The 24,251-nt window shown below is 61.3% G+C and carries 12 protein-coding genes; 10 read left to right on the top strand and 2 right to left on the bottom strand.

Annotation, left to right across the window (positions count from 1 at the left end):
• The first annotated feature begins 3 nt into the window (after positions 1-3).
• The 5 genes from UP09_RS33510 to UP09_RS33490 all read left to right on the top strand — a co-directional run bounded on the left by UP09_RS33510 (position 4) and on the right by UP09_RS33490 (position 7,895).
• A complete protein-coding gene (locus UP09_RS33510; protein WP_156164902.1) occupies positions 4-666 on the top strand; it encodes a hypothetical protein in 663 nt (220 codons plus the stop codon).
• Between the two features lie 843 nt (positions 667-1,509).
• On the top strand, positions 1,510-1,776 hold the full coding sequence (locus UP09_RS33505; RefSeq protein WP_044542550.1) for a hypothetical protein: 267 nt from the start codon (positions 1,510-1,512) through the stop codon (positions 1,774-1,776).
• Positions 1,777-2,204: 428 nt separating this feature from the next.
• On the top strand, positions 2,205-3,449 hold the full coding sequence (locus tag UP09_RS33500) for a hypothetical protein (RefSeq protein WP_044542549.1): 1,245 nt from the start codon (positions 2,205-2,207) through the stop codon (positions 3,447-3,449).
• 22 nt (positions 3,450-3,471) lie between these two features.
• On the top strand, positions 3,472-7,032 hold the full coding sequence (locus UP09_RS36545; protein WP_156164901.1) for a hypothetical protein: 3,561 nt from the start codon (positions 3,472-3,474) through the stop codon (positions 7,030-7,032).
• Positions 7,033-7,070: 38 nt separating this feature from the next.
• Positions 7,071-7,895, top strand: a complete 825-nt coding sequence (locus UP09_RS33490; protein ID WP_044542754.1) for a DsbA family protein — start codon at positions 7,071-7,073, stop codon at positions 7,893-7,895.
• Between the two features lie 67 nt (positions 7,896-7,962).
• Here the strand turns inward: UP09_RS33490 and UP09_RS33485 are convergent, their stop codons facing one another.
• Positions 7,963-9,222: an MFS transporter gene (locus UP09_RS33485; protein ID WP_044542548.1), complete on the bottom strand. Its 1,260-nt coding sequence runs from the start codon at positions 9,220-9,222 to the stop codon at positions 7,963-7,965.
• A gap of 202 nt (positions 9,223-9,424) precedes the next feature.
• On the opposite strand from UP09_RS33485, the gene gcvA reads away from it, so the two are divergent.
• Both gcvA and UP09_RS33475 read left to right on the top strand, forming a co-directional pair.
• Positions 9,425-10,327 (top strand): transcriptional regulator GcvA, encoded by a 903-nt coding sequence (gene gcvA / locus UP09_RS33480; RefSeq protein WP_044542547.1) that lies wholly within the window; start codon positions 9,425-9,427, stop codon positions 10,325-10,327.
• Between the two features lie 617 nt (positions 10,328-10,944).
• Entirely contained in the window at positions 10,945-12,798 is a 1,854-nt protein-coding gene (locus tag UP09_RS33475) for a putative bifunctional diguanylate cyclase/phosphodiesterase (RefSeq protein ID WP_052833287.1), read from the top strand.
• A 102-nt stretch (positions 12,799-12,900) separates the two neighbouring features.
• Here the strand turns inward: UP09_RS33475 and UP09_RS33470 are convergent, their stop codons facing one another.
• The gene (locus UP09_RS33470) at positions 12,901-14,136 is read right to left on the bottom strand and encodes an alpha/beta hydrolase (RefSeq protein WP_044542546.1); all 1,236 of its coding nucleotides are present in this window, start codon (positions 14,134-14,136) and stop codon (positions 12,901-12,903) included.
• Between the two features lie 373 nt (positions 14,137-14,509).
• Between UP09_RS33470 and UP09_RS33465 the strand changes: the two genes are divergently transcribed.
• Genes UP09_RS33465 through UP09_RS36535 form a run of 3 tightly spaced genes read left to right on the top strand, consistent with a single transcriptional unit; the run spans position 14,510 to position 24,182 of the window.
• Positions 14,510-16,312 (top strand): ShlB/FhaC/HecB family hemolysin secretion/activation protein, encoded by a 1,803-nt coding sequence (locus UP09_RS33465; RefSeq protein WP_156164899.1) that lies wholly within the window; start codon positions 14,510-14,512, stop codon positions 16,310-16,312.
• 44 nt (positions 16,313-16,356) lie between these two features.
• A complete protein-coding gene (locus tag UP09_RS36540) occupies positions 16,357-21,291 on the top strand; it encodes a beta strand repeat-containing protein (RefSeq protein WP_210166775.1) in 4,935 nt (1,644 codons plus the stop codon).
• The gene (locus tag UP09_RS36535; RefSeq protein ID WP_052833285.1) at positions 21,288-24,182 is read left to right on the top strand and encodes a bifunctional diguanylate cyclase/phosphodiesterase; all 2,895 of its coding nucleotides are present in this window, start codon (positions 21,288-21,290) and stop codon (positions 24,180-24,182) included. Before UP09_RS36540 ends, UP09_RS36535 begins: the two co-directional genes overlap by 4 nt.
• Positions 24,183-24,251: the final 69 nt, after the last annotated feature.

The raw sequence follows: 24,251 nt of genomic DNA, 5'->3' as shown, positions 1-24,251 counted from the left end.
CGGATGCGTCGTCTCGATCATCTCTCGGTCGTCTGTTCCGGTGTCGTCGCACGCGTGTCAGCGCGACGTGATCTTGCCTCACACGCTGCCCTTCGTCGTCGCGATGACGCCTGTCGCGACCGAATCGCCCTGTCGGCGATTCGTCCGGAAATCCGGTTTTGGCGACCGCCGATGGGGCGAAGACGGGTTACCCACGAAAATTTTTTCATTGCCAAATTCTGCGACTCAGCGTCCGCGCCGGCGCGTTTTTCGGCCGCGGCATCGACTCACGACGATGACGATCGCGCGTCGATCGACGAGATGCGAATTCAGCAAATGCCTTTGGCGCTAGCCTTTCCTGCGATGTTGACAAATGCCGATGTCGGCGGTGGCTGCACTTTTTACATCGTCGCGCGAACGCGTCGTCGAATTGTTCGGCGACGCGCGCGGCACCGCGGCGCATCGCTGCGTCAACACTTCCTTAAGCGAGACGCTGTTTTTTTCGATGTGTTGGTGTATTCGGGATGGGTGTGCATCTCGATTCCCGAATGCACGCAGCGAAGTAGAGCCATCTCACACATACTGGAGGGCAACATGGCTAAGAAAGCTAAGAAGGCTAAGAAGGCGAAGAGCGCAGTGAAGAAGACTGCTAAGAAGACCCGCAAGGTCGCCAAGAAGAAGAAGTAACTCTTCTCGGCTCGAGAGGATTGCCGGCGGCTTGATGCCGGCGCGTCACGAGAGCCACCGGGCGGACTGCCGCAAGGCAAAGTCTCCCGAGGCTCTGGTTGACGAAAGAGGGTGTCGGCGAGACATCAGGTCAAACGGCTGGATCGAATTTCGGCAGGGGTTGCTCTTGAAAGAGAGCTCGCTCTCCCCAGATCGGTCCTGCAGAAGAAGCAAGAGCTTTCTTCGTTCGGTGCGGATGCTTCTGGCTCCGCAATTTCACCGGCGCGAATGCCCAAGTGAGATCTGGCCCTGACGTGTTCGCCGACGCCCTCGTTCCGGCGGCCCGCGCACTCCGCGCCTGGCACCCATTTTCCAGATATCTGTTCCTTGATCGCCTGCAGGCCGGACGGCTTCGCTTGCCGCTGGCGCGTCCGATGCGCGGGGAACCCTGACCCGCTCGTCGGTCCTTACGACCTTTCCTCGACCCCAAATCCGATTGCGTGTGACGATGGCCGTCACCGGCCGCGCCGCCTTTGTCTGCAATGGTTATCGCAATCCGAAGCACAAGGGTAAACCGGCGTTCACGAATGCCGGGAAGTGACTGCGGCACAGGCACTTCTGCGATTCCCGGAATCGCGGGGCGTGGCGCCAATTTACACCCCGTTCATCGCGATACTTAAACCGCTCTTCAAATTTGATGGGCCATGATCATCCCAACAAGCCGGCTAACGGCGAGCGCATAATCCAAAGGATTAGCGCGGCGCATGATCAAGGATCAGCGCGGGGAAGATGAGGCGATTTGGACAGTGGACGGGGGCCGCGCTCGGGGGAGGGCGGCCAACAACAAAAAGGGGAGTTGCGACAATGTTTCAGGGTTTCATCGATCAGGACACCGCCATCCCGGTTGCGGCGACTGCGATCCAGGACGTGCTGTTCGAGCGCGGTCTCTACTGGGCGAGCGGCCGCTCCGGTGTGGTCAACCTCGTCGCCGCGCATAAATGGTTCAACCTCGCCGCCCTGAAGGGCCGCACCGAGGCAATCGCGATGCGCCGCGAGATCGCCGAGCAGATGTCGGATGTCGAGATCGCCTCCGCCCAGCGCGAAGCCCGCGCGTGGACAACCTCGAACTAGAGCCTTTTCCGTTCCGATGGAACCGGAACGGGTGGCTGCCAGTTTGACGAAGGTGACGTCATTGGCGGCGAGTTTGGCATCGCGGTGGCGATACACCGACAGTGCTTGATCCTGTTGAAGGATCGTTCGACGAGATTACGTGCGCGATGCGGCCAGGGGCCGAAGAAAATCGGCGCGTTTCGATTGCGCTTCGGCGGACCGTTGGCCCGCGCGGCTTGTTGTTTGGTACATGCCCTGTTCAGATCAGGATGATATCTCGATCTGCCAGCAACATTAAGTCGCAATCGCCGGACCCGGGAAAGGGTCCATGAATCCAAAATCAACGATGCGATGACGCCTTTTGCGGCGTAGTCGTTGAAATTTCCCTAGCCTGGCTTCGAAAGAGGTGTAAATTTACCGCATTCTTCCCTGGGCTCGGGGAACAGATTATGAAACGCGGGTTTTTGGCGGCCAAGTTTGTTGCTGCATTTTTCGTAGCCATTTCGCTATGTGCGGCGCCCGCTCGTTCGAATCCCGGCTGTAGCCTGAGCGATATTGGCCAGGCAGCCAAGGACACCTTCAACAATATTCCCCTGAGCTGCTCGCCTCAGGTCGCGGATCCGGCGTTTTACCCGGTGCTGGCCTATGTCATCGCGTTGCTGCAGGCGCCTCAAGGTAACGATTTCTGCAATGCTGCGGAGCAGGCGAATGCGTCCGCTTCCAAAGTCGGCACGATCCTGAAGAACCTGCCGGGGGGAGACAGTCCGGCGCTTTCGCCCGTCATTGACGAGCTGAATTCCGACTCCGCTGCAGCCTCAAGCGCGCTCGACGTCGTAGTGTGCGCCTGCAAGACGGCGGAATGGAAAGGCCCCGGTGCTCTCGGGGGCGATTTTGTGAGCTGCGTGACGGATGCCCTGTGCTCGGTGGACGATTGGCTGCACGACAACGTCTGGTCGGGATTCAGTGACTGCGGCAGCGACACGCCACCGACACAACCGGCGCTGATCAATTGCAGGCCGGATCCGAAATATCAGGACGCGAGCGGTTATTGGGACTGGGACTGGTCCAAACCGTTTGTCGGAAACGCCAACAATTGCGACGCCGGCCCCGGCTTCGGCGCCGACAACGGTTACAACTGCCAAGGCAGTTTTTGCATTTCGGCCACCACCCCGGGATATAGCGGCGGCAACAGCAATTATTGTTTCTGTCCGCCGGTGATGCAGACCTGGGATCAATACGGCGACGACAACGGAAACTGTATCGGATACCTTTCTTGCCACTGTCCGGACGGGTCGCAAGCCCTGAGCGACTCCGGCGCCGGCGCTTACATATGCATGTGCCCGAGCGGATCGCCGGTCAGCGCCGACAAGACCTGTCCTCCGCCTCCGCCGAAATGCGAACCGAGCTGCCCCGCCGGCCTGCTCAGCACCATCAGCAACCAGCAGACCTGCAGCTACAGTTGCGATTGCCCCGCCGGCTTGACCAAGGTCGGCGACGTCTGCGTCACGCCGTGCACCGATGCGAGCCAGGTGATGCTCGCAGGCGGCGCCTGTTGTGCCGCGTCGCAGTCGACGTCGTGCGGCACATGTTGTCCGGACGGCATGAAACCTGACGCCCACGGCGACAGCTGCGTGTCGGCGACGCCTCCCGTCAATAAAATTCCTGCACCGGCGCAAGCGCCGAAGAAGACGTAGAGCGATGTCGACAGCCCGCACCATGAAACGGTGGTTGGGTCAGCGGTTGGCGATCGGATTGGCAGGTGGTTTTGCTGCGGCCATTTTGTCGCTGCCGATCGGCACCTTGCAGGTGTCGGCGCAGACTGCCCCGCATGGACTTCTCATTCCTGGCAATGCTGCCGTCAGCGGCTTCCCCGGTGCGGTTGGGCCGGCGCAGATGGCGCCTGGGGTCAACCCGCTCGGCTTCACATTCATCGACATCGATGGCCCGTCGCTGCGCGTCGTCGATCTGCAGAACATGGGTGCGCCGCCGAACGCACAGCTGGTCAACGCGCCGAAGCCGTTCACCATCCTCGCCGGGCAAATCGGCCAGGTCTTCGCGGTCGCGCTCGATAATGCGGTGCCGCCGAATATCTATGCCGCGGCGACATCCGCTTACGGCCTGCACATTGTCAGGCCCGGCAATAATGGCGTCCTGACCCACGCCCGCATCGGTGCTCCCGGCGCCAGCTTCATGCCGGGCATGTGGGGCCAGGCCGCGCCCGACGGCGGGCCGGGCTCGATCTGGAAGATCGACGGCGTAACCGGCGCGGTCAGCCTGTTTGCAAATGTGAAGCTGGATGGTGTCGCCAATTCCGGCCCGGCACTCGGCGGCCTCGCCTACGATCCCGACAGCGATACGTTCTTCGCAGCCGATCGCGAGACCGGCATGATCCATCGCTTTGGTAGCACCGGCACCGAGATCGGCCGCTACGACCACGGCGTCCAGGGCCGCGCTGCGCAGGGACTTCCACCGGTTGCGTTCGATCCGGCAAGGCGTCTCGACATCACGAGCCCACAATTCAATGCGGCCCAGCCGGAGACCTGGAATTACGCGGCACCGGCGCGCCGAATTTCCGGTCTGGGTATTCACAACGGCCGGCTCTACTACGCCGTCGCTGATGGCCTGCAGGTCTGGTCGGTGGAGGTGACAGCGAAGGGGCTGATCGACCCGGTGATGGAACTCAGCGTTCCTCCCGGCTCCGGCTCGTCGGAAGTCTCGAAGATCACGTTTGACGATCAGGGGCGGATGATCCTCGCCGAACGGCCCGATCCAACCGGGGCGGAAGATTTTCATGCGCTGACGCGGGAAGGGGGCGGCCGTATTCTCCGTTACGCCATCGTCACCAACTATCCGGGGCTGCCGCGCACCTGGCAAATGGTGCCGGATGATTTCGCGATCGGTTTTCCCGGCGCCATGACCAACGGCAATGGCGGCGTCTCCATCGGATTCGACTATGATCGCCTTGGCCGCATCGCGCAGGGCACTTGCGGCGGCTTTCTCTGGTCGAGCGGCGAGCGACTGCGCGAGGCGGCGGATCAGTCTCTCGCCGCCCGATTGAAACAGTCGGGCCCGCTCGACGTCGATGGATTGCAGGGCAATTTCGCCTGGACCATCCGGCCCAACAACACGCCGCCGCTGATCAGCTATTTCATCGACTACAATAACCGCTTCGACGACGACGCAGCGCGAGGACATCTCGGCGATATTGCGATCTGGCGCGTCTGCGGTCCGGTCTTGCGCGGCGGCTGGATGCTACCGAGCTGGTTCGCCTGGGTCGAAGACGGTGGAACGATCCCGCCGCCGCCGGACCTCAGCTGCCCCGTCGATCAGCAGAAGCCAGGATTTCAATGCTGTCCGAAGGGCACGTCTCCGAGCGCCGGCGGACAGTGCAAGCCATGGTGCCCGAACGGGAAACAGGACGCCAAGAGCCAGAATCTTTGCGGGCTCGGTTTCGACAACGCGACTTTCGATCCGAACAACCCCGGAAACGCCAAATGCATCGGCGGCGCCTCGCCGACACAAGGAAAGGGCATCCTCGGGTGTGTCAGCCATTCGCCGGTCCTGAATCCGGCGGTGTGCCAGATTGGTTGGGCCAAGCAGGATGTGCCGAATGTCGGCAATGTCTGCCAGCCGACCAAGCAGCAGATGCAATGCCCGCCGGGCCAGCAGGTCAGCCCCTTCGACAACAAATGCCATTCGCTCTGCGTCGGCGGCACGGCGTGGCCGGGACGGCAATGCTGTGCGCCGGGCTCGGCGATCAGCGCGACGGGGCAATGCTGCCCCGCCGGTTCGGTCGTCGATCCCAAGACCGGTGCCTGCGGCAAGTTGGTCTTCGCCTGCCCGCAGGGTTCGAAACCGAATCCCAAGACGGGCGCCTGCGAGCCGCCCGGCAAGAGCTGTCCCGCCGGATCGACGCCCGATCCAAAGACCGGCGCCTGCGGCAAACTCATCAGCAAGTGTCTCGCCGGTCTCTCTCCCGATCCCAAGACCGGCGAATGCAAGAAACTTCCGCCAAAACTGTCCTGCGCGTCATCGCAGCAAAGCAGCGATGGTGCCTGCTGCAAGCCGGGGTGGTCGCCGAACAATGCCGGCGGCGGCTGTTGCCCGCCTGGTCAGGCGTCCGGACCGGAGGGCGTCTGCAAAATGACCGCATGCTTTGCGCCCAACAAGCAGGTTGGCGGCAAGTGCTGTTCACCCGGCGACCTCAAGCCCGGAGGCGTTTGCGCAAACAGCATCTGCGGCGTCGGCAGCGCTCCGGCCGGGGCAAGCAATGCATGCTGCGATGCCGGCAGGGTCTATACCGGCAACGGCGGCGCGCAGCTGTGTTGCGCCACTTCGGTCGTTAATGGTCAGTGCGTGCCGCCCGCCAAGGGCACGCCGGTGCAACCGCAATGCGCGCCGGGCTCGACCGATCCGAATTGCTGTGCGGCAGGCTACAAATGGGCCGGCAAGTCGTGTTGCCTCGCCAGCCAGTTGACCTCCAGTGGACAATGCTGTCCGACAGGACAGACACCGTCGGGGCCAAACAACGCGCAATGTCAGCCCGATCTCAAGAGCGGCATCCCGCCCTATAATCCGGGAAATCCGGGCACGATCTCCACCGGCGGCAAGTGCTGCGCGAACGGATTGATACCGACGGTGACCGGAAGCTGTTGTGCGCCCGGCCAGGTCACGTCGATCGGATATTGCTGCCCTGCGGGGCAGACACCCGATCCGAACAATCGCCGGGCATGCATTGCCATCCCTGTTTGCGGCGAGCGCCAAACAATGGTCAACGGCGTGTGCTGCCCGAATGCCAATGCCTACACGGACGCGGGTGGCAATGCGAAATGCTGCAGCCAGCTCGTCGATCCCCAGACCAATACATGCCCGGCGCTGCGCTCCGGCGAAGTCCCGCAATGTTTCGCCGGCTACAAGCGAATGCCCGATGGCAGCTGTTGCGCCGACAATCGGATCACCGCCGATGGCCGCTGCGCCGTGCCGGGCAGGCCGCTGCCGCCCCAGGCGCCGCCGAATGAAACACGACCGCCGCCGGGCATTCGCGCAACACCTGAAACGGTGCAGCCGTCACCGCCGTCCCAGCAGATCGCGCCGCCATTGCCGCCGGCGGTGCGGGAAACGGCGCCATCGCCAATTCGTCCGGTCCTGCCGCCGCCGGGCCGGCCCGTTCCCAACCAGATACAGCCGTCCCCGGCGCCGGGGCTGCGTCCGTCATTGAGGCCGGTTGTTCCCCAACAGCGCTGCATTCTCATCAATGGCAAGGAAGTCTGCAGATGACCGGCGTCGGCAACCGATTCATGCAAGGAGTAAGCCTGATGGCATTTGCCGCGCGCAAGGCCGCAATCATGACGCTCGTGACTTTCGCCATCGCGACCGCAGTGTCGATCCATTCCTCGTCGGCGCAATCGGTTCGCGGCGAAATCGAGACGATCGTCAAAGAATATCTGGCGCAGCACCCCGAAGAAATCGGCGACATGGTCAAGGACTATCTCGCGAAGCACCCGGAAGTCCTTCAACAAGCCATCATCGACATGATGAAGAAGCGCGACCCGGCCCTTGCGCAGGCGCCGAATGCAAGGCCGGTCAATTCCGACAGGTCGGCAGCGATCAAGAGCAATTCGGAGTTGCTGTTCAACTCGCAGCGCCAGGTCGTGCTGGGCAATGCCGAGGGTGACGTGACCCTCGTCGAGTTCTTCGACTACAATTGCGGTTACTGCAAACGCGCACTTTCAGACACGGTGAAACTGATCGCCGACGATCCGAATTTGAGGATCGTGCTGAAGGAATTTCCAATCCTCGGGCCGGGCTCCCTGGAGGCCGCGCGCATCGGCGTGGCAGTGCGCATGCAGGATGCGGGCGGACGAAAATATCTCAGCTTCCACGAAAAGCTGCTCGGCAGCAGGGGGCCCGCCAATCGCGAAACCGCGCTTGAGGCCGCCAAGGACGCCGGCGTGGATATGGCGCAACTGGAAACCGACATGGCGAGCGACGAGATTTCCAGGACGCTCGACGAAGACCGGCAGTTGGGCCAGTCGCTCGGCGTCAACGGTACACCGGGATACGTCGTCGGCAATGTCGTCGTGCCGGGAGCCATCGGGGCAGCGGCTCTCATGAAGGCAATACAGCAGGCACGGAACTGAGGCCTCGCATCTACAACCAATATCGTACCGGATAGATCGCGGTCAGCCCGAGGCGTGGCATCGACCGTCACGATTGCGCAACCTCAGCAATCGGCGAGCCGGTCCGCTTCGTCGCCACCGCGATGAGGGCGGCGACGACATTGGCGGCGGCGCTGATCGCAATCGGAATGACATAGCTGTGGCTGACATCGAAGGCGAAGCCTGCCGCGCTCGGACCCAGCAGCGTTCCGATCGCGACGCTGGTGTAGAGGATGCCGATGATGCCGCCGACATTGCGGCCGCCGAAATGGTCGGTGACGACAGCGGGCAGGATCGCGACCCAGCCGCCATAGAACACGCCGAACAGCAGCGCGAAGATCGCCAGCGACCAGAACCCGCCGGCGACCGCCCAGATCGCGAGCGAGACGGCCATCCCGGCATACATCGCGATGAGGAACGTATCCCGTCCGATCCGGTCGGCGATGCCGCCCAGAAAGAAACGGCCGGCGGTGCTGCCGATGCCGATCATCCCGAGCAGCAGCACCGCAGCCGCTGGCGCCACCTGATGGTCGACGGCAAAGGGCACCAGATGCACGAACGGGACGAACACTCCGAAGGCGCTGATCAGGCACGCTGCATAGAGGCCGGCGAAGCGGGGTGTCCGCAGGGCATCGCGGATCGATACGCCCTGGCGGATCGGCGTGCCTGAAGTCTCAAGCGGATCGCCGTCCGGTCCGGTGCCATGCCGGCGCGGATCGTCTGATATCAGCAGCGATGAACCGATGCCGATGATGGCGGCCATGATGCCCAGCACGAGATAGGCGTCGCGCCAGCCGAGGTTTACAATCAGCCAGGTTGCGAGCGGCGGCATCACCAGCGTTCCGACACCGATGCCGCTGACGGCGAGCCCCGATGCGAAGCCGCGCCGCTTGACGAACCAGCGTTGCACGGCGCCGAGCGTCGGCACATAGGCGCAGCCGACGCCGGCTCCAATGCCAATGCTGTAGGCGGCGTAGACCTGAACGATGGTCTGGGCCCGGCTCGCCAGGACGAGGCCGAGACCGACCAGCCCCATGCCGAGGGCGGCAAGGTTCCGCGCACCCCAGCGGTCGGCAAGCGGGCCCGAAATCACGCCGAGGCCGAAATACAGGAAGCCTGCGAAGGAGAACACCAGCGACACCGAGCCGCGCGAGGCGCCGAAATCGCGTTGCAGGGATTCCACGAACGAGGAGAACGTGTAGGCGCTGCCGAAGCCTGTGAACGTCACGACGAAGGCGGCGGCCACGACGAACCAGCCGTAGAACAGTTTTGTATTGGGATGATCGGTGGTCACAGCAGTCGTCCTCATGGTCGCTCCGATGGCGTTGTGCGGTTGGCGGTGTCGCCGGGCGGATACGCTTCCCAACGCGTATATAGAAAATCTAATCTATATAGTAAAAGTTTGTCCGCATTGACGCGGTTCAGGCCAGTACGATATGCTAATAAAGCACTGGTATTCATGAGTTCACAAACCAGAATTTCTCCTTCTATTAGATTAGAAAATCTAAATCATGAGCCATAAGCTTCCGCCCCTGAACGCGCTGAAAGCGTTCGAGTCCGCCGCCCGACATCTCTCGGTGAAGCTCGCCGCCGAGGAGCTCTGCGTGACACCCGGCGCCGTTAGCCAGATGCTGAAGACGCTCGAATTGCATCTCGGCGTAAAACTGTTCGAGCGCGTGCCGCGCGGCATCTATCTCACCGATGTCGGGCGCGACTATCTGCCGTCGATCCGCAATGCATTTCGCCAGATCGCGGAGGCATCGCGCCGCGTCGCAGCGTCGACCGACGCCGGCGTGCTCACGGTCAGCGTCACGCCGTTCTTCGCATCAGCCTGGCTGGTGCCGCGCATGGCGTCGTTTCAGACCATACATCCCGAGATCGATCTGCAGATCGTCACCAGCGGCGCGCTGGTGGATTTTTCACGAAGTGGCGTCGATGTCGCGGTTCGTCATGGTCTCGGCCGCTATCCCGGTCTGCGCAGCGACCGCGTGGTCACAGTCGAGATGGTGGTGGTTGCGGCGCCGTCGCTCGTCGCGCGCCTCGGACGGCCGACATCATCAGCCGATCTCGCGCGCTGGCCGCAGGTCCATGACGCCGATCGCAAGGGCTGGAGCCTGTGGTTTCAGACCAACGGCGTCGTGGAGGTGCGCGCGCCGCGCGGGCCGTCATTCGACGATACGGGCCTTCTCCTGACCGCGGTCTTGTCGGGGCAGGGTGCAGGCCTGCTGCCGGCGGCGATGGTTGCGAATGAAATCGGCAGCGGCGCGCTGATCCAGCTTTTGGAAACGACGCAGATGGAGGAGTTCGCGTACTACCTCGTCTCTCCCGACAACAAGCAGGCGCTTCCGAAGGTCGCGGCGTTCAGGGAATGGATATTGGGTCCGATTGGCCAATCGGCCCATGCGGACCGGTAGCCGCTACCTGTCATCGTGGGTTTGTTGGTCACGCCAGGGACTTGTTGCCGCTGACGCCGCGACCGCACCCGTATGCGTCAACGTGTCATCCTGCGAGCGAGCCAGGATGCAGCGCCGCCGGGATGGATCGAACTCTCTCGGCTGGAAGCCTATCCCTCGGGGAGAAAATAGAAATTTCGACCGGTCCACCGGCTGGGGCGGTTGATTTCAGCCGAAGCGGCGGCCGGTCGCACTCAAGCCCCGGCAACGCTTCATTAACCATAATAGCCGGACAGTTCATGCTGGCGCATGGAGGCGGTCATGACCGAGAAGATGCTGATTCTGGCGATACTGGTAGGCGCGATCGGATTGGATTTCACGCTCGGATATATCCTGGGTCTGCTGGACGTCGACCTCTGAAACATCGCGAGGCTGAATACGTCTCGTGAATGACGAGACGCACGCAATCCGTGCCATCTGCGTCGGGATTGGCGGGGGATCGTCAGGCTGCGTGTGATCGTCACTGGCGCCAATCCGTTGAAACAGCGGAAATTGCACGGTTTTTTAACGTGGTACTTAGACTCCTATGATCTGATCGATGAAGTTCTGATGGCACTGAGTAGAGTGACCGCGTGAGTATGTGGCGCCGCATTGTGGACTATCTGCCGGCAGCGCCTGGCGCTCAACGCCAACTGGCGCAATTGGTTGCCGCTGTTCGCTATGACCTATCTTGGCGCTTCGCCCGTCCGGGAGCGTTCCGCCATCGTTTCGAACGCGCCATCGCCACGATGCCGCAGGGCATCTGCCTGTACGACGCCCAGGACAGGCTGCAACTCGTCAATGAGCAGTTCTGCAAGATTTACAATCAGGAGATGGCGAAGCTGCCGATCGGCATCAGCTTCTATGACGTGCTCGCCTATAGCTGCGCGATCGGCAACTACCCGGGCCGTTCGGTGAACGACATCTATTCGCTCCGCAAGGCCTTCATCGATAAGCGGCAGAAGGGAACTTTCTTGCAGGAACTCGGCGGCGAACGGTTGATCGCAATCTCGCACCAGCCCTTGGAGGATGGTGGATGGGTTTGCACCTACGAGGATATCACCGAACGCCGCCGCGCCGAGGCGCAGATCGAGTATCTCGCTCAGCATGACGGCCTCACCAAGCTTCCCAACCGCCTGCTGTTCAACTCGCGGCTCGATGAAGCGATTGACCAGGCCAGGTGCGGCGTCGATTGCGCTCTGCTTTGCCTTGATCTCGACGGCTTCAAGGATGTGAACGACCGGCTGGGCCACGCCGCGGGCGACGTCCTGCTGCAGGAGGTCGCGGGCCGGTTGTTGAAATGCATCGGGCAGGACGCCACCGCGGCCCGTTTGGGCGGAGATGAGTTTGCAATCGTCCTGCCCAACACCTCGGCAGTCGAGGCGATCAAGACCGCGCAGCGCGTCACCTCGCGGCTAAGCGAAACGCACTCACTCGGCACGTTCGGCGAGGCCAAGATCGGCGTCAGCATCGGGATCGCTTGCGCACCCACGCACGCCGATGCCGCCGGACCGCTGCTTCTGTTAGCCGACAAGGCGCTTTACGCCGCGAAATATAGCGGAGTTGGTGTCCCCCTGCTGTACGACGAAGAACTCGAACGTCTCGCGGTTGAATTGCGGGACAAAGCTGCCGCGAGCCGCAAGGGAAGCGCTCCGCTTGCGAACGAGGAGCAGAGCCGGATCGCCGTACTTGCTAACGATCTTCGGACCGCCCTCCATGAAGGCCACATTCATCTCTGTTATCAGCCGATTTACGACACCGTTACGCGACGGCCGATCGCTGTCGAGGCCTTGGCGCGTTGGAGCGATCCAATCCGAGGCAGCGTGTCGCCAATGGAGTTTATTCCCGTCGCGGAAAACAGCGGCCTCATCGGCCCGCTGACCGAGTGGGTGCTGTTGAGCGCCTGCCGGCAAGCTTCGCGCTGGCGCGAACCTGTTCAGGTGAGCGTCAATCTGTCGCCGCTCAACCTGTCTCAGCCCGCCTTTGCCGCAACAGTCGCGCGGATTCTCGGCGAGTCCGGCCTTGCTCCCAATCGCCTGGTGTTGGAATTGACCGAAGGCGTTCACCTGCAAAAATCGAATGTTGTTGAAAACTGCCTGCGCGATCTCAAGGTGCTCGGCGTCGCGCTGTGGCTGGACGATTTCGGCTCAGGCTACGCCAATATCGGATATTTGCGCCGCTTGTCCTGCAGCGTCGTCAAGATCGATCGCAGCTTTCTCGCCCCGCACGAAAAGCAGCGCGAGATCCTTAGCGGCATGATCGCGCTGGTGCAGGCCTGCGGACTGCGGGTCGTGGCGGAGGGTGTCGAAACCTCGGCTCACCATTTGCTGCTCCAGGAACTTGGATGCGACCTCGTGCAGGGTTTTCTGTTCGGACGCCCAATGGCTCCGGAGCAGATCGATGCCACCTTGCTTTTGGGGGCGGAGTCAGCATTGCGGGACCGCGTTGCTTAAACCAGAGGCGAGTTGATCCTCTGAGCAGTTGCGGGACCCGCTGCTTCACTGCGGGTGTGTGGAGGCAGGACGGGGTCAATCTCCCACTCCGCGAAGCCGACTTTACTCCTGCTGAAACTTTGGCAGGGATTTGCAATTGCCGTCGATATGCTCGCCTGCAAATGCTCTCGCGACAAACTGCGTGGAATCGGGAAGCGACCCGTTGACGGTTCCGGAATGGTCGAGCTCCGGATACAAATGCCATTCGATCCGGTCGCCGGCCTTGCAGGCATTGTTTACGAGCGCGACTTGGCCCGGCACGAATACATCGCGATCCTTGCCACCCGTACCGACGAAGATTGGAATGTCCGACTGCAGTGTCGGATACGCTGCTTCGCGGTTGATCGCACCGAGCGCGGACTTCGGCGAGCGCTTGAAGCTGCTGTCGAACGTGAGCCCATCCGCGACGATCTTCTGCTCGATCGCACGCAGACACGCGCGCTGACTGAGTTCGAACGCGGGTATAGCGCGGTCGTCAACGTAGTCGGCGGGGACGAACGACGGATCGAGCATTGCTGCGGTACTGATCCGTAGCACGTCGTACGCGAAGGTCGGGACGACCGACTTGCGCGCGTTCGCCAGCTCTTCGTCATCCTGATCGTGGACGGCCGCGTATGGTGTACCGGTCGTGACCACGCCGACGATGTTCAATTCGGGCGCATAGGTCTTCGCATAGACGGCCGTCGCGAAAGCAGCGCGACCGCCTTGCGACTGCCCGAAGACGACGACTCGCGTCGACACGTCGAAGCTGCCCTGCATCACCGCACGAATGCTGTCGAGAACGCCATACGCCAGCGGACGCGTGAGCCCGTACGGATGCAGGCCGGGTGTCCCAAGCCCCTGATAGTCGGTCGCGACGACTGCGTAACCCTGCGCGAGCCAGTGATTCAGGTAGCGCGAGTCGCGTCCGCTGCGGCTCGTGAACGACGGTGCGCATACGTCGGCGCTACCGACCGTGCCGTGCGCCCACGCCATCAGCGGCCAGCCGCCTAGTGGCGGCGTCCCCTTCGGCACGAACAGCGCACCGGACACGACGATCGGTGTGTGGTTGTCGATGCTGTCGGTCGACGTGTACAGGATCCGGATGTTCTGCCCGGCCTCAGTGAGGCTTTGAGTAGCCGTCAACGGCTCAGTGCGCAGCATCTGTCCGGGCGTGGGTGGCACCTTGTCGGTCCAGGTGTAGAACGCGGGGACACCGCCATCGCCTGGGATCGACGGCGACTCCGCTGATGCCGTCGATGTGCTGATCGCGGTCGCGATGATGAGTATGGAGATCTGCTTGAGTCTTGCTTTGAGCATCAGCTGTTTCTCGTTGTTTCGAACGGAGTTCCTTCGCTCATCGCGTCACCAAGGGGGGTCCTGCATTGGACGGAGAGCGTCGTGGTTGCGCCCACGCTCGATGTCAGCAGCGAAGCGCTGCCAAAGTTGGGCGGTTTTATAACGTTTGCATCGGGTCGCAGATCGACCGGTCGACGCCAGTCAAAATACCTGTATTTGGTTCGCGGCAATCCGCCAATCGGCTCCATTTCTATATCCCCATAAAGTTTTATTTGGTCATAGAATGCTTTCGTCCCAACCATCTCCGTAGGGGCAAGCATATAGCTAGTCTTCATCCTGCTTTGAGAAACTCGATGAAATGTAGACATTCGAGTTGCCAAGGCGGGATTTATTTGTGTCGACGCGTCGCCGAAGGACAGGAGCTGGGCTCTGCCATCCTCTCAACAGCCGGCGCCGAAAGCCAAAGGCGCGCCTGATCTATGCGCGCGCGTTTCTGGACCTCATCGCAACGGGAATTTTGCTGGTTGCCGCGCCGACCATGGGCCGTGCCCAGGTAGCGGCTCCCAGTCAGGTGACACCGCAGAGCCTTCGCCCCGATTCCGGCGGGCGCGATCCGGGAATTGCCCTGTCCGGGCAGTCCGCCTTGACGGCGCCCGCCGGCGCCGAACAGCTTGATATTTTGGTTGGCGATGTGCGGCTGGACGGCGGGTTTGCCGAGCTTGCTCCGCTGACGGCGGCAAAGGTCCGCGAAATCAGCGGCAAGCGGGTCTCCGTCGCGCAGATTTACGCATTTGCGCAGTCGATCGAGCAGCTCTATGCCCAGGCGGGGTACATGCTCGCCCGAGTGGTCGTTCCACCTCAGAAGCTCGTCGATCGCGGTCCGCTCGTGATCGTCGTTGTCGATGGCTTCATCGAGAGTATCGATGTGATGGGCGTTCCTGAACGCGTCACTCGACTGGTCGCGGCGCGTCTCGACTTCCTTGTCGGTCTTCGCCACCTCAAGCGTGACGCCATCGAGCGCGGCCTGCTCGTTGCGGGCGATATACCCGGCCTCAAATTGAAAAGCACGCTGAGGCGCGGTACCAGCGACGGCGGCACCAGGCTCCTTCTCGAAGGCGTGCACGATCTTGTCACGGGGTCGCTAGGCACCGACGATCGTCTCAGCCGTTCGCTCGGGACGTGGCAATTGCGCGGCACTGTCGCGGCCAACGACGCGCTCGGCTTTGGCGAGCAGATCTATGGCACCGCAGGATCGGGCGCGGATTTGAGTGCCGCGGTCGCCGGGCGCTCGCCGCTGACGGTCGTCGGCGGCGGCGCCGTCATTCCGCTGGGTACCAACGGCCTCACCCTCAATCCGGAATATACCTACTCCAAAACGCAAGCACCGCAGGCACCGGGCGTGCCGGCTTCGATCGGAACATTCGAGCGCTACGCACTTCGATTGCATGATCCAGTGGTCTGGACCCGCAATTCATCACTGAACGTCAACGCATCGGTCGAGTATGTGACGCAACAACTCGCGGCGCCCACGTTCGGTGTCACCCTCAACAACGATCGTTATGGTGTCATCAGGGGTGGCCCCGACTACAACACGACTCTGCCCTGGGGCGCCGGGCTACAGCTCGGCGCCGTTCTCTCCCAGGGGCTTGGCGGCCGTACCGGGGTCGACGCCGTTGCATCCGGTGTTCCCTTGTCACGAGCGGGAGCCGGTCCGGATTTTACCAAGATCACAGGAAATGTTCGCGTGTCGCAGCCGCTTCTGGCCGATCTGCGCCTCGACCTGATCGGATCCGGGCAGTTTTCCAACGGCCGACCGATGTTGCGCTCGGAGCAGTTCGCGCTTGACGGCACCGAGGCGGTTTCCGCTTTTTCTGCCGGAACGTTCAACGTCGATCAGGGCGCGACGCTTCGCGGCGAACTGGTGCGCCCAATCGCAGCGCGGTTCGACTCCGTCGGCGCAACCGTCTCACCCTATGTGTTCGGCTCGATTGGGCGCGGCTGGCTGTTCGACGTCACGGCCGTCGAACAATCGACGATCAACGCCGGCGCGGTTGGACTTGGTGTCCGCAGCACCATCGACGTTGCGGCTGGCCAGCCAGGCCTGGGTTTTGGTCTCGAGCTGGCGCGGCAATTCACCGACCTTGTGGGCTTGCGCCAGGGTTGGCGGGCGAATGTGAATGCCATGGTGACGTTCTGATGTGTGTAGCGTGCAAGAATTTCTGCCGGGTTGTCCGTGAGTCGATGATGCGTCAAGCGTTAGGCGTCATTGCATCGGTGACATTGGCTTCGGCAACATTGAGCGTCTCGCGCGCGCAAGGCATCCTGCCGCAGGGTGCAGCGGTTGCATCCGGGCAGGCGAAAATCGGAGCTCCCTCGGGAGGCGCGCTTACGATCACCCAGACTTCATCAAAAGCCGTCATCGACTGGAACAGTTTTTCCGTTGGTCAGGCCAATAGCGTCAATTTCCTGCAGCCGAATTCGTCGTCCGCCGTTCTCAATCGCGTAACCGGCTCGACGCCTTCGACCATCGCCGGTCAGATCACGGCAAACGGGCAGGTTTTCCTCGTCAATCCCAACGGCATTGCCATCACGTCGACCGGGTCGGTACAGGTCGGCGGCGGCTTCATCGCGTCCACGCTCGGCATCACAAACGCCGACTTCAATGCCGGCAACTTCCTCTTCAGCGGGAATGGCGCGTCGGCGAGTGTCAGAAATGCCGGAACCATCTCGAGTGCGCCGGGCGGATTTGTCGGTCTCATCGGCGGCACCGTGTCGAACGCCGGCACGATCATCGTTCCGCTCGGCCGAGTAGGCCTGGGTTCGGGCGAGCAAGCCACGATCGACCTGACGGGAGACGGGTTTCTACAGGTAGCGATCCCGACCAATGCCGTCGCCGCCGACGGCCGAGCGTTGGTCGACGTCGCCGGACGCATCAACGCGGTTGGCGGAAGCATCGCGATCAAGGCCGCGACCGCGCAACAGGCGGTGCGCGACGCCGTCAATATATCCGGTTCATTGTCGGCGCGGTCCGTTTCAGGCCATAGCGGCAATATCACGCTCGGGGGCGGTGCGGGCGGCAATGTCACAGTCTCCGGGAAGCTCCTCGCGACCGCCGGAAAGCGTGTCAATGGCGGTTCAATCATCGTCACCGGGCGCAACATAGCGCTGAGGGGCGCAATCGTCGATGTCTCCGGCGGCGCCGGCGGCGGGACGGTATTGATCGGTGGCGGCCCACAGGGGAGTGGCGGCCTGCAAGCTGCGTCGAGCACGACGGTCGATTCAAACAGCACGATCAGGGCCGATGCGACCGTCGACGGCAATGGCGGCAACGTCACGGTCTGGGCCGACGGCACCACCACGTTTGCCGGGTATATCACCGCGCGCGGCGGTCCGCTGAGCGGCAATGGTGGTCAGGTTGAAGTGTCCGGAAAGTCGTCACTCGATCTGACCGGTGACTACACGAAGACCCCGCTCGCGAATCTCTCAGCCGCAAACGGGAAGATGGGAAGCATCCTGTTCGATCCCGGAACGGTAAACATTATCGACCAGACGACCCTGACCGGAAACAAGGCGCTCAACGGCCCCGACACGTTCACCGCGCAGTTCCTCTCGACCCAGCTCGCGGTGTCCAATGTCACCGTGGACACGAACAATGCGACCGGCGCAAACGGGGCCACCGGCGACATCAACCTGATGTCAAATGCGCAGATTGCCTGGTCAAGCAACAGCAACCTGACACTCAAAGCCGCGGGCAGCATCAACTTCGCTTCGGGCGCTTCGATCACCGGGACCGGATCGGGCGCAAGCCTGACGCTGCGGGCCGATTCGGGCGGCACCGGAACAGGCACGATCAATTTCTCCGGCGGCACCCAGGTCAGCCTGCCGTCAGGCAGCGTCGATCTCTACTACAACCCTGCGTCCAACCGAACCCCCGCCAGCGGCGGCACGAACGCTGCGGCGGGGACCGTGAATGCGACGAGTTACACCGGGACGCCGGCTGCGGAAACCTGGTCGAATTTCGTCAGCGCAGCAACGCTCAGGCCCTGGATGCTGGTCAACAGCATCTATGATCTTCAGAACATCACCAACAATCTCGCTGCAAACTACGCGCTCGGCACCAATATCGATGCGACGGTGACAGCCGGTTGGAATGCAGGCGCCGGCTTCGCGCCGCTGGGCACCGGTGGTGCCGGCTTTACCGGCAGGTTTGATGGACTGGGGCAGACCATCTCCAATCTCACCATCAATCGCGGTTTGACCGGTGACGTCGGGTTGTTTGGTGATGTCAACGGCGGGTCGATCAGTAACGTCGGCGTGGTGAATGCGTCCGTGACTGGATTTACCAATGTCGGCGGTCTGGCCGGGGTGAATTCTGGCGGTACGATTAGTGGGTCCTTTGTCACCGGCGCAGTCAGTGGTGGCCTCTTGGGCGGCGTTTTGTCCAATGTCGGCGGGCTTGTGGGGCGGAACGGCGCCGGCGGCGCTATCAGCAATTCCTACGCGACCAGCACGGTTCAAACCTCTCTGCTTGGCACCGCCGGTGGTCTCGTTGGCTTCAACAACGGAAGCATCGCAAGTTCCGACGCCACGGGCGCGGTGAACGGATTGCTCTCCGGTATCGGCGGGCTTGTCGGTACGAACTCTGGCGGCGGAACCATCAGCCAGTCGTATTTCGACACGCAGACGACCGGGCTGTCATCTGGCGTCGGCAGTGGCTCTTCGGCCGGCGTGACAGGGTTGACGACGTCAATATTCCAGAATGGCTCATTGCCAGCAGGCCTAAGCCCCTCGTTCTGGACCGCAGCTTCCGGACGATATCCTCTCCTGAACTGGCAAGTTCCGGGGCCGTCATCATCTCCGACCACCACCGTCGTGATCACCGCAACCGACGCGAGTTTTGGCAACCCGGTTTACGGAAACGCCCCGAGCTTCACTTATAAGGTCACCGATACACTCGGCAATGTGCTGTGCGCCGCGAACTGTTCGACCTATTTCACCGGTGCGCCTGTTGTCGATACGACATTATCGTCCATCAGCCCGGCAGGCGCCTCAGCCCCGGCCTATATCGCTCAGGGAACGCTGGCCGTGCAAAGCGGCTATTCACTTCGGTTCGTCAACGAGACGCTCAATGTCGCGCTCCGGCCACTGATGATCACAGCTTCAAACCAGTCGAAGACCTACGGTGCCGTCGCCTTGTTAGGGACGACGGCATTTACGACAAGCGGCCTGGTGAACGGTGACACCGCTACAAGCGCGACACTGAGCAGTTCCGGCTCGACCGCCGCGGCGAACGTTGCCGGCGGGCCCTATGCGATTACAGCTTCGAGCGCGCTCGGCACCGGACTTTCGAATTACACCATCGGCTATGCCAGCGGACTTCTGACCGTCAATCCGGCACCGGTCAGCGTCACGGCGAATGGGGGGACCTCGACCTACGGCGCCTCATCGACCAATCCCGGTCTGTCCGCGGCCGGGCTGCAGAATGGCCAGAACGTCAGCGTGTTGACGGGGCTCAGCAACTCCTTCGGAATCACCGGCACCACTAATGCCGGCAGCTACACGTTAAGCGTCGCCGGTTCGCTTACAAACAGCAACTATGTCGTTGCCAACAGCAACGCTGCAACTTGGACCGTCAATCCGGCACCGGTCAGCGTCACCGTGAATGGGGGGACCTCGACCTACGGCGCCTCATCGACCAATTCCGGTCTGTCCGCGACCGGGCTGCAGAACGGCCAGAACGTCAGCGTGCTGACTGGGCTGAGCAACTCCTTTGGTATCACCGGCGCCACCAATGCCGGCAGCTACACGTTAAGCGTCGCCGGTTCGCTTACCAACGGCAACTATATCGTTGCCAACAGCAACGCTGCGACCTGGACCGTCAATCCGGCGCCGGTCAGTGTCACGGCGAATGGGGGGACCTCGACCTACGGCGCCTCATCGACCAACCCCGGTCTGTCCGCGACCGGGCTGCAGAACGGCCAGAACGTCAGCGTGTTGACCGGGCTCAGCAACTCCTTTGGTATCACCAACGTGACCAATGCCGGCAGCTACACGTTGAGCGTCGCCGGCTTGCTTACCAACGGCAACTATGTCGTTGCCAACAGCAACGCTGCAACCTGGACCGTCAACCCGGCACCGGTCAGCGTCACGGCGAATGGGGGAAGCTCGACACTCGGTTCGTCGCCGGCGAATCCCGGTCTTTCGGCAACAGGCTTGCAGAGCGGCCAGAACGTCAGTGTGCTGACCGGACTCCGCAACTCGTTTGGCGTCACCGATAGCAGCAAGGTCGGTCAATACTCGCTGAACGTAACGGGGGCGCTTACCAATTCTAATTACACGGTGGTAAGCACCAACCCAGGAACCTGGGTCATCGCCCCGCTGCGGGGATCGTTGACCGACACGCCGTCGCAATGGATCCCAGGCATGTCGGTGAAAGACCCGCAAAAAGCCGGCGACACCAGCGTACTTTCCGGGCTTGGAAATTCTTCCGGCAGTGTCAACACCGGCAATGGTGGCAACGGCAAGCCAGCGGTCGCTGCTTCACCTGCCAAACCGACCGGCCCAGCCGCCGGGCCCGACGTGGGACCTGTGAGGGTTGACCAACCGCAGATCAGCTTGAACGGGCCGGTGGCAGTTCCGTTTGCAGGTCAATCGCCTTACATGGCGGCGACTTCAAATCCGCCCGCGACGGCTGCTTGCCCCGGCGAGAATATCGGGGAATCCGACGGAGCACAGGGCAACACCTGGGGTTACGCCACGGACCTCTCATCGAAGCAGCGAACGCAACCTTGTGCGGCTGCAGCCGCTCAAAAGAAGCCTGCCGGCCTGATCGACTTCGCCCTGTCGAAACTCAACCAAAGCGCGCTGTTTCAGGCATTGGACCGAGAGTTGTCCGAAGTACGAAATTCGAAACTCAGTATGCGCGCAGATCCGGTCAAGGTGATCGCCGTGACCAGCATTGCACTAACCGCCGGATTTGTGGGCTGGCTTCTCCGAGGAGGCGCGCTGCTAAGCGCGCTACTGTCCTCCATGCCGCTCTGGCGCGGATTCGACCCTCTGATGGTCGTCCTCCAACCGAGGCGCAAGAACGCCGAGTCTCAGCAACACTCAAGGGTGGACCTCATGTTCGATGACGCCCGCAAATTCAACCATCGTGTCCGCGATTCCGGAGCATGAAGAGATTCATCACGCCGACGTTTCAGATCAGCGTAGGGCTGCTCTCGCTAACGATGAGTCTCATTTTCATCGCCGTTTCGTTTGGGCTGGTTCCAAATGGAGCCGGCGCGGCTTTGGAGGCAAGGGGCCGGATTTCCGAAAATCTGGCCATTCAGCTCGCGAATCTGGCAGGGCGAAATGACACCGTTGCGATCAAGGAAACGATGGAGTCTGTGATCAGCCGCAACCCCGAGATTCTGTCGATCGCCATTCGCGGCGCAGATGGCAAACTGCTCGTCGAAGCAGGTGGTCATGATGTTTATTGGATCGAGCCCGCGGACGGAAAATCCACGGCTACTCACATGTTGGTACCATTGCGGGACGCCGACGCGCCGCAGGGCGGGATCGAGATCGTTTTTCGACCGCTCGATACGAAAGAAAATATTCTTGGGGTGCCACGAGCCATAATGCCGTTTATCGGCTTCATCGGCATCGCGGGCTTCGCCGGCTATTATTTCGTCTTGAAGCGATCGCTTCGCGAATTGGATCCCGGCCGCGCGATACCGGAACGGGTCAAGGAGGCCTTCGACACGCTTGCTGAAGGCGTACTCATAATGGACGAACGGGAATATGTACTGCTTGTGAACGAGGCATTTGTCAAAAACATCTATACCATCCCCGAAGGCCTTCTCGGCATTGACGCAAGCGAACTGCCGTGGCTGCTGGCGGACGAGGGCACGCAAGCACCGGAGCTTCCCTGGCGAGCTGCGATGCGCGACGAGAAGCCGGTTTTGGGCGTATCCATGGGTATCCATGACCGCTTCGGGAATCAACGCCGGCTCCTGGTAAACGCGACGCGGATCCTGGACGGAAGAGGCACGGTCCGTGGAGTAATTGCAACATTTGATGACGTCACCGTTCTTCATCAGACCAACGAGCAGCTTCATATTTCAATCGACCATTTGCATATTTCTCAACTGAAGATTTCGGAGCAAAACCAGCAGCTGCAACGACTGGCAACAAGCGATCCGTTGACGGGATGCCTGAATCGGCGGACTTTCTTCGCAGAGGCAGAGGTTGCGCTTCAGAATGCCCGCCGCCAAAGCCAGCGGCTATCCTTTCTCATGCTCGATGCGGATCACTTCAAGAGTATCAACGACCGCTTCGGCCACGTCACGGGCGATAGGGTTCTTATTGGCCTGGTGGACGTGATGAAGCAGATCTGCGGAGAAGGGAATCTGGTCGGCCGCTACGGAGGAGAAGAATTCTGCATTCTATCCGGCATATCTGCCGAACAGGATGTCGAACGATTGGCCGATGAAATTCGACTGGCGATCTCCGGCGTTGCGACTTGGTTACCGAACGGGGAACGGGTGACCGTCAGCATAGGAATAGCATCGCTCACCGATGTTGGCTGCGAAATCGCCGACATGGTAAAACGGGCGGACGAGGCGTTGTACGCGGCCAAAACGTCCGGACGAAATCGCTTTGTCAACTGGAGCAGGATGTCACCACAGTCTCAGGCACCCGGCCTTAGACCCGCTCAGACCACCGGGAGAAAGGAAAGTCCGACGCCGTCGCCGGTCTTGGCTAAATCGAGGGTTGCTCAAAAGTCGCACGATGAGTTGACTGGCCTTCCCAGCGGCGAGGCGGCCATTGAATATATTGACGCGATGATCCGAGATGACATCGGTGGACGATGTTTCGCGATCGCACGCATCGATATTGGCAATTTGGAGTATTTCAACGACCGCTATGGCCGCAACGTGGCCGACGCTTTGTTGGTCAAAATCAGTCAGCGGATAGTAAGCAAAATTCGCCGTAGCGACATGCTGGCGCGTCTCAACGCGAATGAGTTCCTTTTGCTACTTGAGCCGTTCGAAGGCATGCAACAGATCGAGCCAATAGTGGAGCGAGTTCGCAATGAGTTAAAGCATCCGTTCCTGATGGAGGAACACGAACTATTCTGTTCGTGTTGCATTGGTGTGAGCGTTTATCCGGAGCATGGTCGCAGCTATGAGGATCTGCGAAGGAATGCTGATAACGCGATGTTCCAGGCCAAGCAGTCCGCCAAGGGGGAGGTGGTATTTTTTGATATCAACATGATGCAGGCGGCCACTGCACGGATGGAGGCCGAACAACGCCTCCGGCGCGCCGTCAGAGATCGGAGATTTTGCTGCGCGTTTCAGCCCAAGGTTGATATCATGGAGCGGCGGGTAGTCGGCTTTGAGGCTCTGGTTCGCTTGCGGGATGATGACGGCGAAATTCATTTGCCGGATGAGTTCATCGGACTCGCGACTGAGCTGGGGTTGATCGATCAGATTACCAATTGCGTTTTGGACATAGTGATCAAATCGGTCGATCAGCTCGACGCGGCTTTCGGGTCCGGCACGACCGTCAGCATCAATGTGGCAGCGACGCTTGCCAACGATCTGGAGTTCATGCTGCCCTTCACGCGCGCGATAAGGGATAGCAAGGTCCCTGATCGAATTATACTGGAACTGACGGAAGACTCATTCATACCGAAGGGAGCATTTCAATCGGTGATCGTCCCGATTCTCCGAGACATTGGCATCCGTGTTTCAATTGACGATTTTGGAACTGGGTATTCCTCGTTGAGCGCGCTTGCCGATATTACCGCAGATGAAATTAAGGTCGATCGCTCATTCATCTCGGGCATACACCGGCGGCCGCGCAACCAGAGCATCCTGCGCGCGATCAATTCGCTTGGATTTGCCTTGAACATGACGATCGTCGCCGAAGGCGTGGAGACCTTCGAAGAGCTCGCATATCTGCAGGCTGCTACGAGTATCCGGCAAGCTCAGGGCTTCTACTTTTCGGAGCCGTTTTACCTTGAGGACATGAGTGGCGCGAACAACTTCCTTTCGGAACGCCGTCTCGCCGAGGCTTAGCGATGTGACAAGGAGAGCGAGCGACCACGTCGCCTCGTGCGCGAGTTGAGTCCCGATATCGGGGCAATA

It is taken from the genome of Bradyrhizobium sp. LTSP885, from assembly GCF_000938305.1.
Classification (GTDB): Bacteria; Pseudomonadota; Alphaproteobacteria; order Rhizobiales; family Xanthobacteraceae; genus Bradyrhizobium.
This window is presented reverse-complemented; position numbering and strand designations above follow the sequence as displayed.

What these genes read in the sequence shown, in the direction of transcription:
- UP09_RS33510 (WP_156164902.1), top strand. Translation starts at nt 4, where the DNA reads ATGCGTCGTCTCGATCATCTCTCGGTCGTCTGTTCCGGTGTCGTCGCA.
- UP09_RS36535 (WP_052833285.1), top strand. Translation starts at nt 21,288, where the DNA reads ATGAAGAGATTCATCACGCCGACGTTTCAGATCAGCGTAGGGCTGCTC.
- UP09_RS33485 (WP_044542548.1), bottom strand. Translation starts at nt 9,222, where the DNA reads ATGAGGACGACTGCTGTGACCACCGATCATCCCAATACAAAACTGTTC.
- UP09_RS33500 (WP_044542549.1), top strand. Translation starts at nt 2,205, where the DNA reads ATGAAACGCGGGTTTTTGGCGGCCAAGTTTGTTGCTGCATTTTTCGTA.
- UP09_RS33490 (WP_044542754.1), top strand. Translation starts at nt 7,071, where the DNA reads ATGGCATTTGCCGCGCGCAAGGCCGCAATCATGACGCTCGTGACTTTC.
- UP09_RS33505 (WP_044542550.1), top strand. Translation starts at nt 1,510, where the DNA reads ATGTTTCAGGGTTTCATCGATCAGGACACCGCCATCCCGGTTGCGGCG.
- gcvA (WP_044542547.1), top strand. Translation starts at nt 9,425, where the DNA reads ATGAGCCATAAGCTTCCGCCCCTGAACGCGCTGAAAGCGTTCGAGTCC.
- UP09_RS36540 (WP_210166775.1), top strand. Translation starts at nt 16,357, where the DNA reads ATGATGCGTCAAGCGTTAGGCGTCATTGCATCGGTGACATTGGCTTCG.
- UP09_RS33475 (WP_052833287.1), top strand. Translation starts at nt 10,945, where the DNA reads ATGTGGCGCCGCATTGTGGACTATCTGCCGGCAGCGCCTGGCGCTCAA.
- UP09_RS33470 (WP_044542546.1), bottom strand. Translation starts at nt 14,136, where the DNA reads ATGCTCAAAGCAAGACTCAAGCAGATCTCCATACTCATCATCGCGACC.
- UP09_RS36545 (WP_156164901.1), top strand. Translation starts at nt 3,472, where the DNA reads ATGAAACGGTGGTTGGGTCAGCGGTTGGCGATCGGATTGGCAGGTGGT.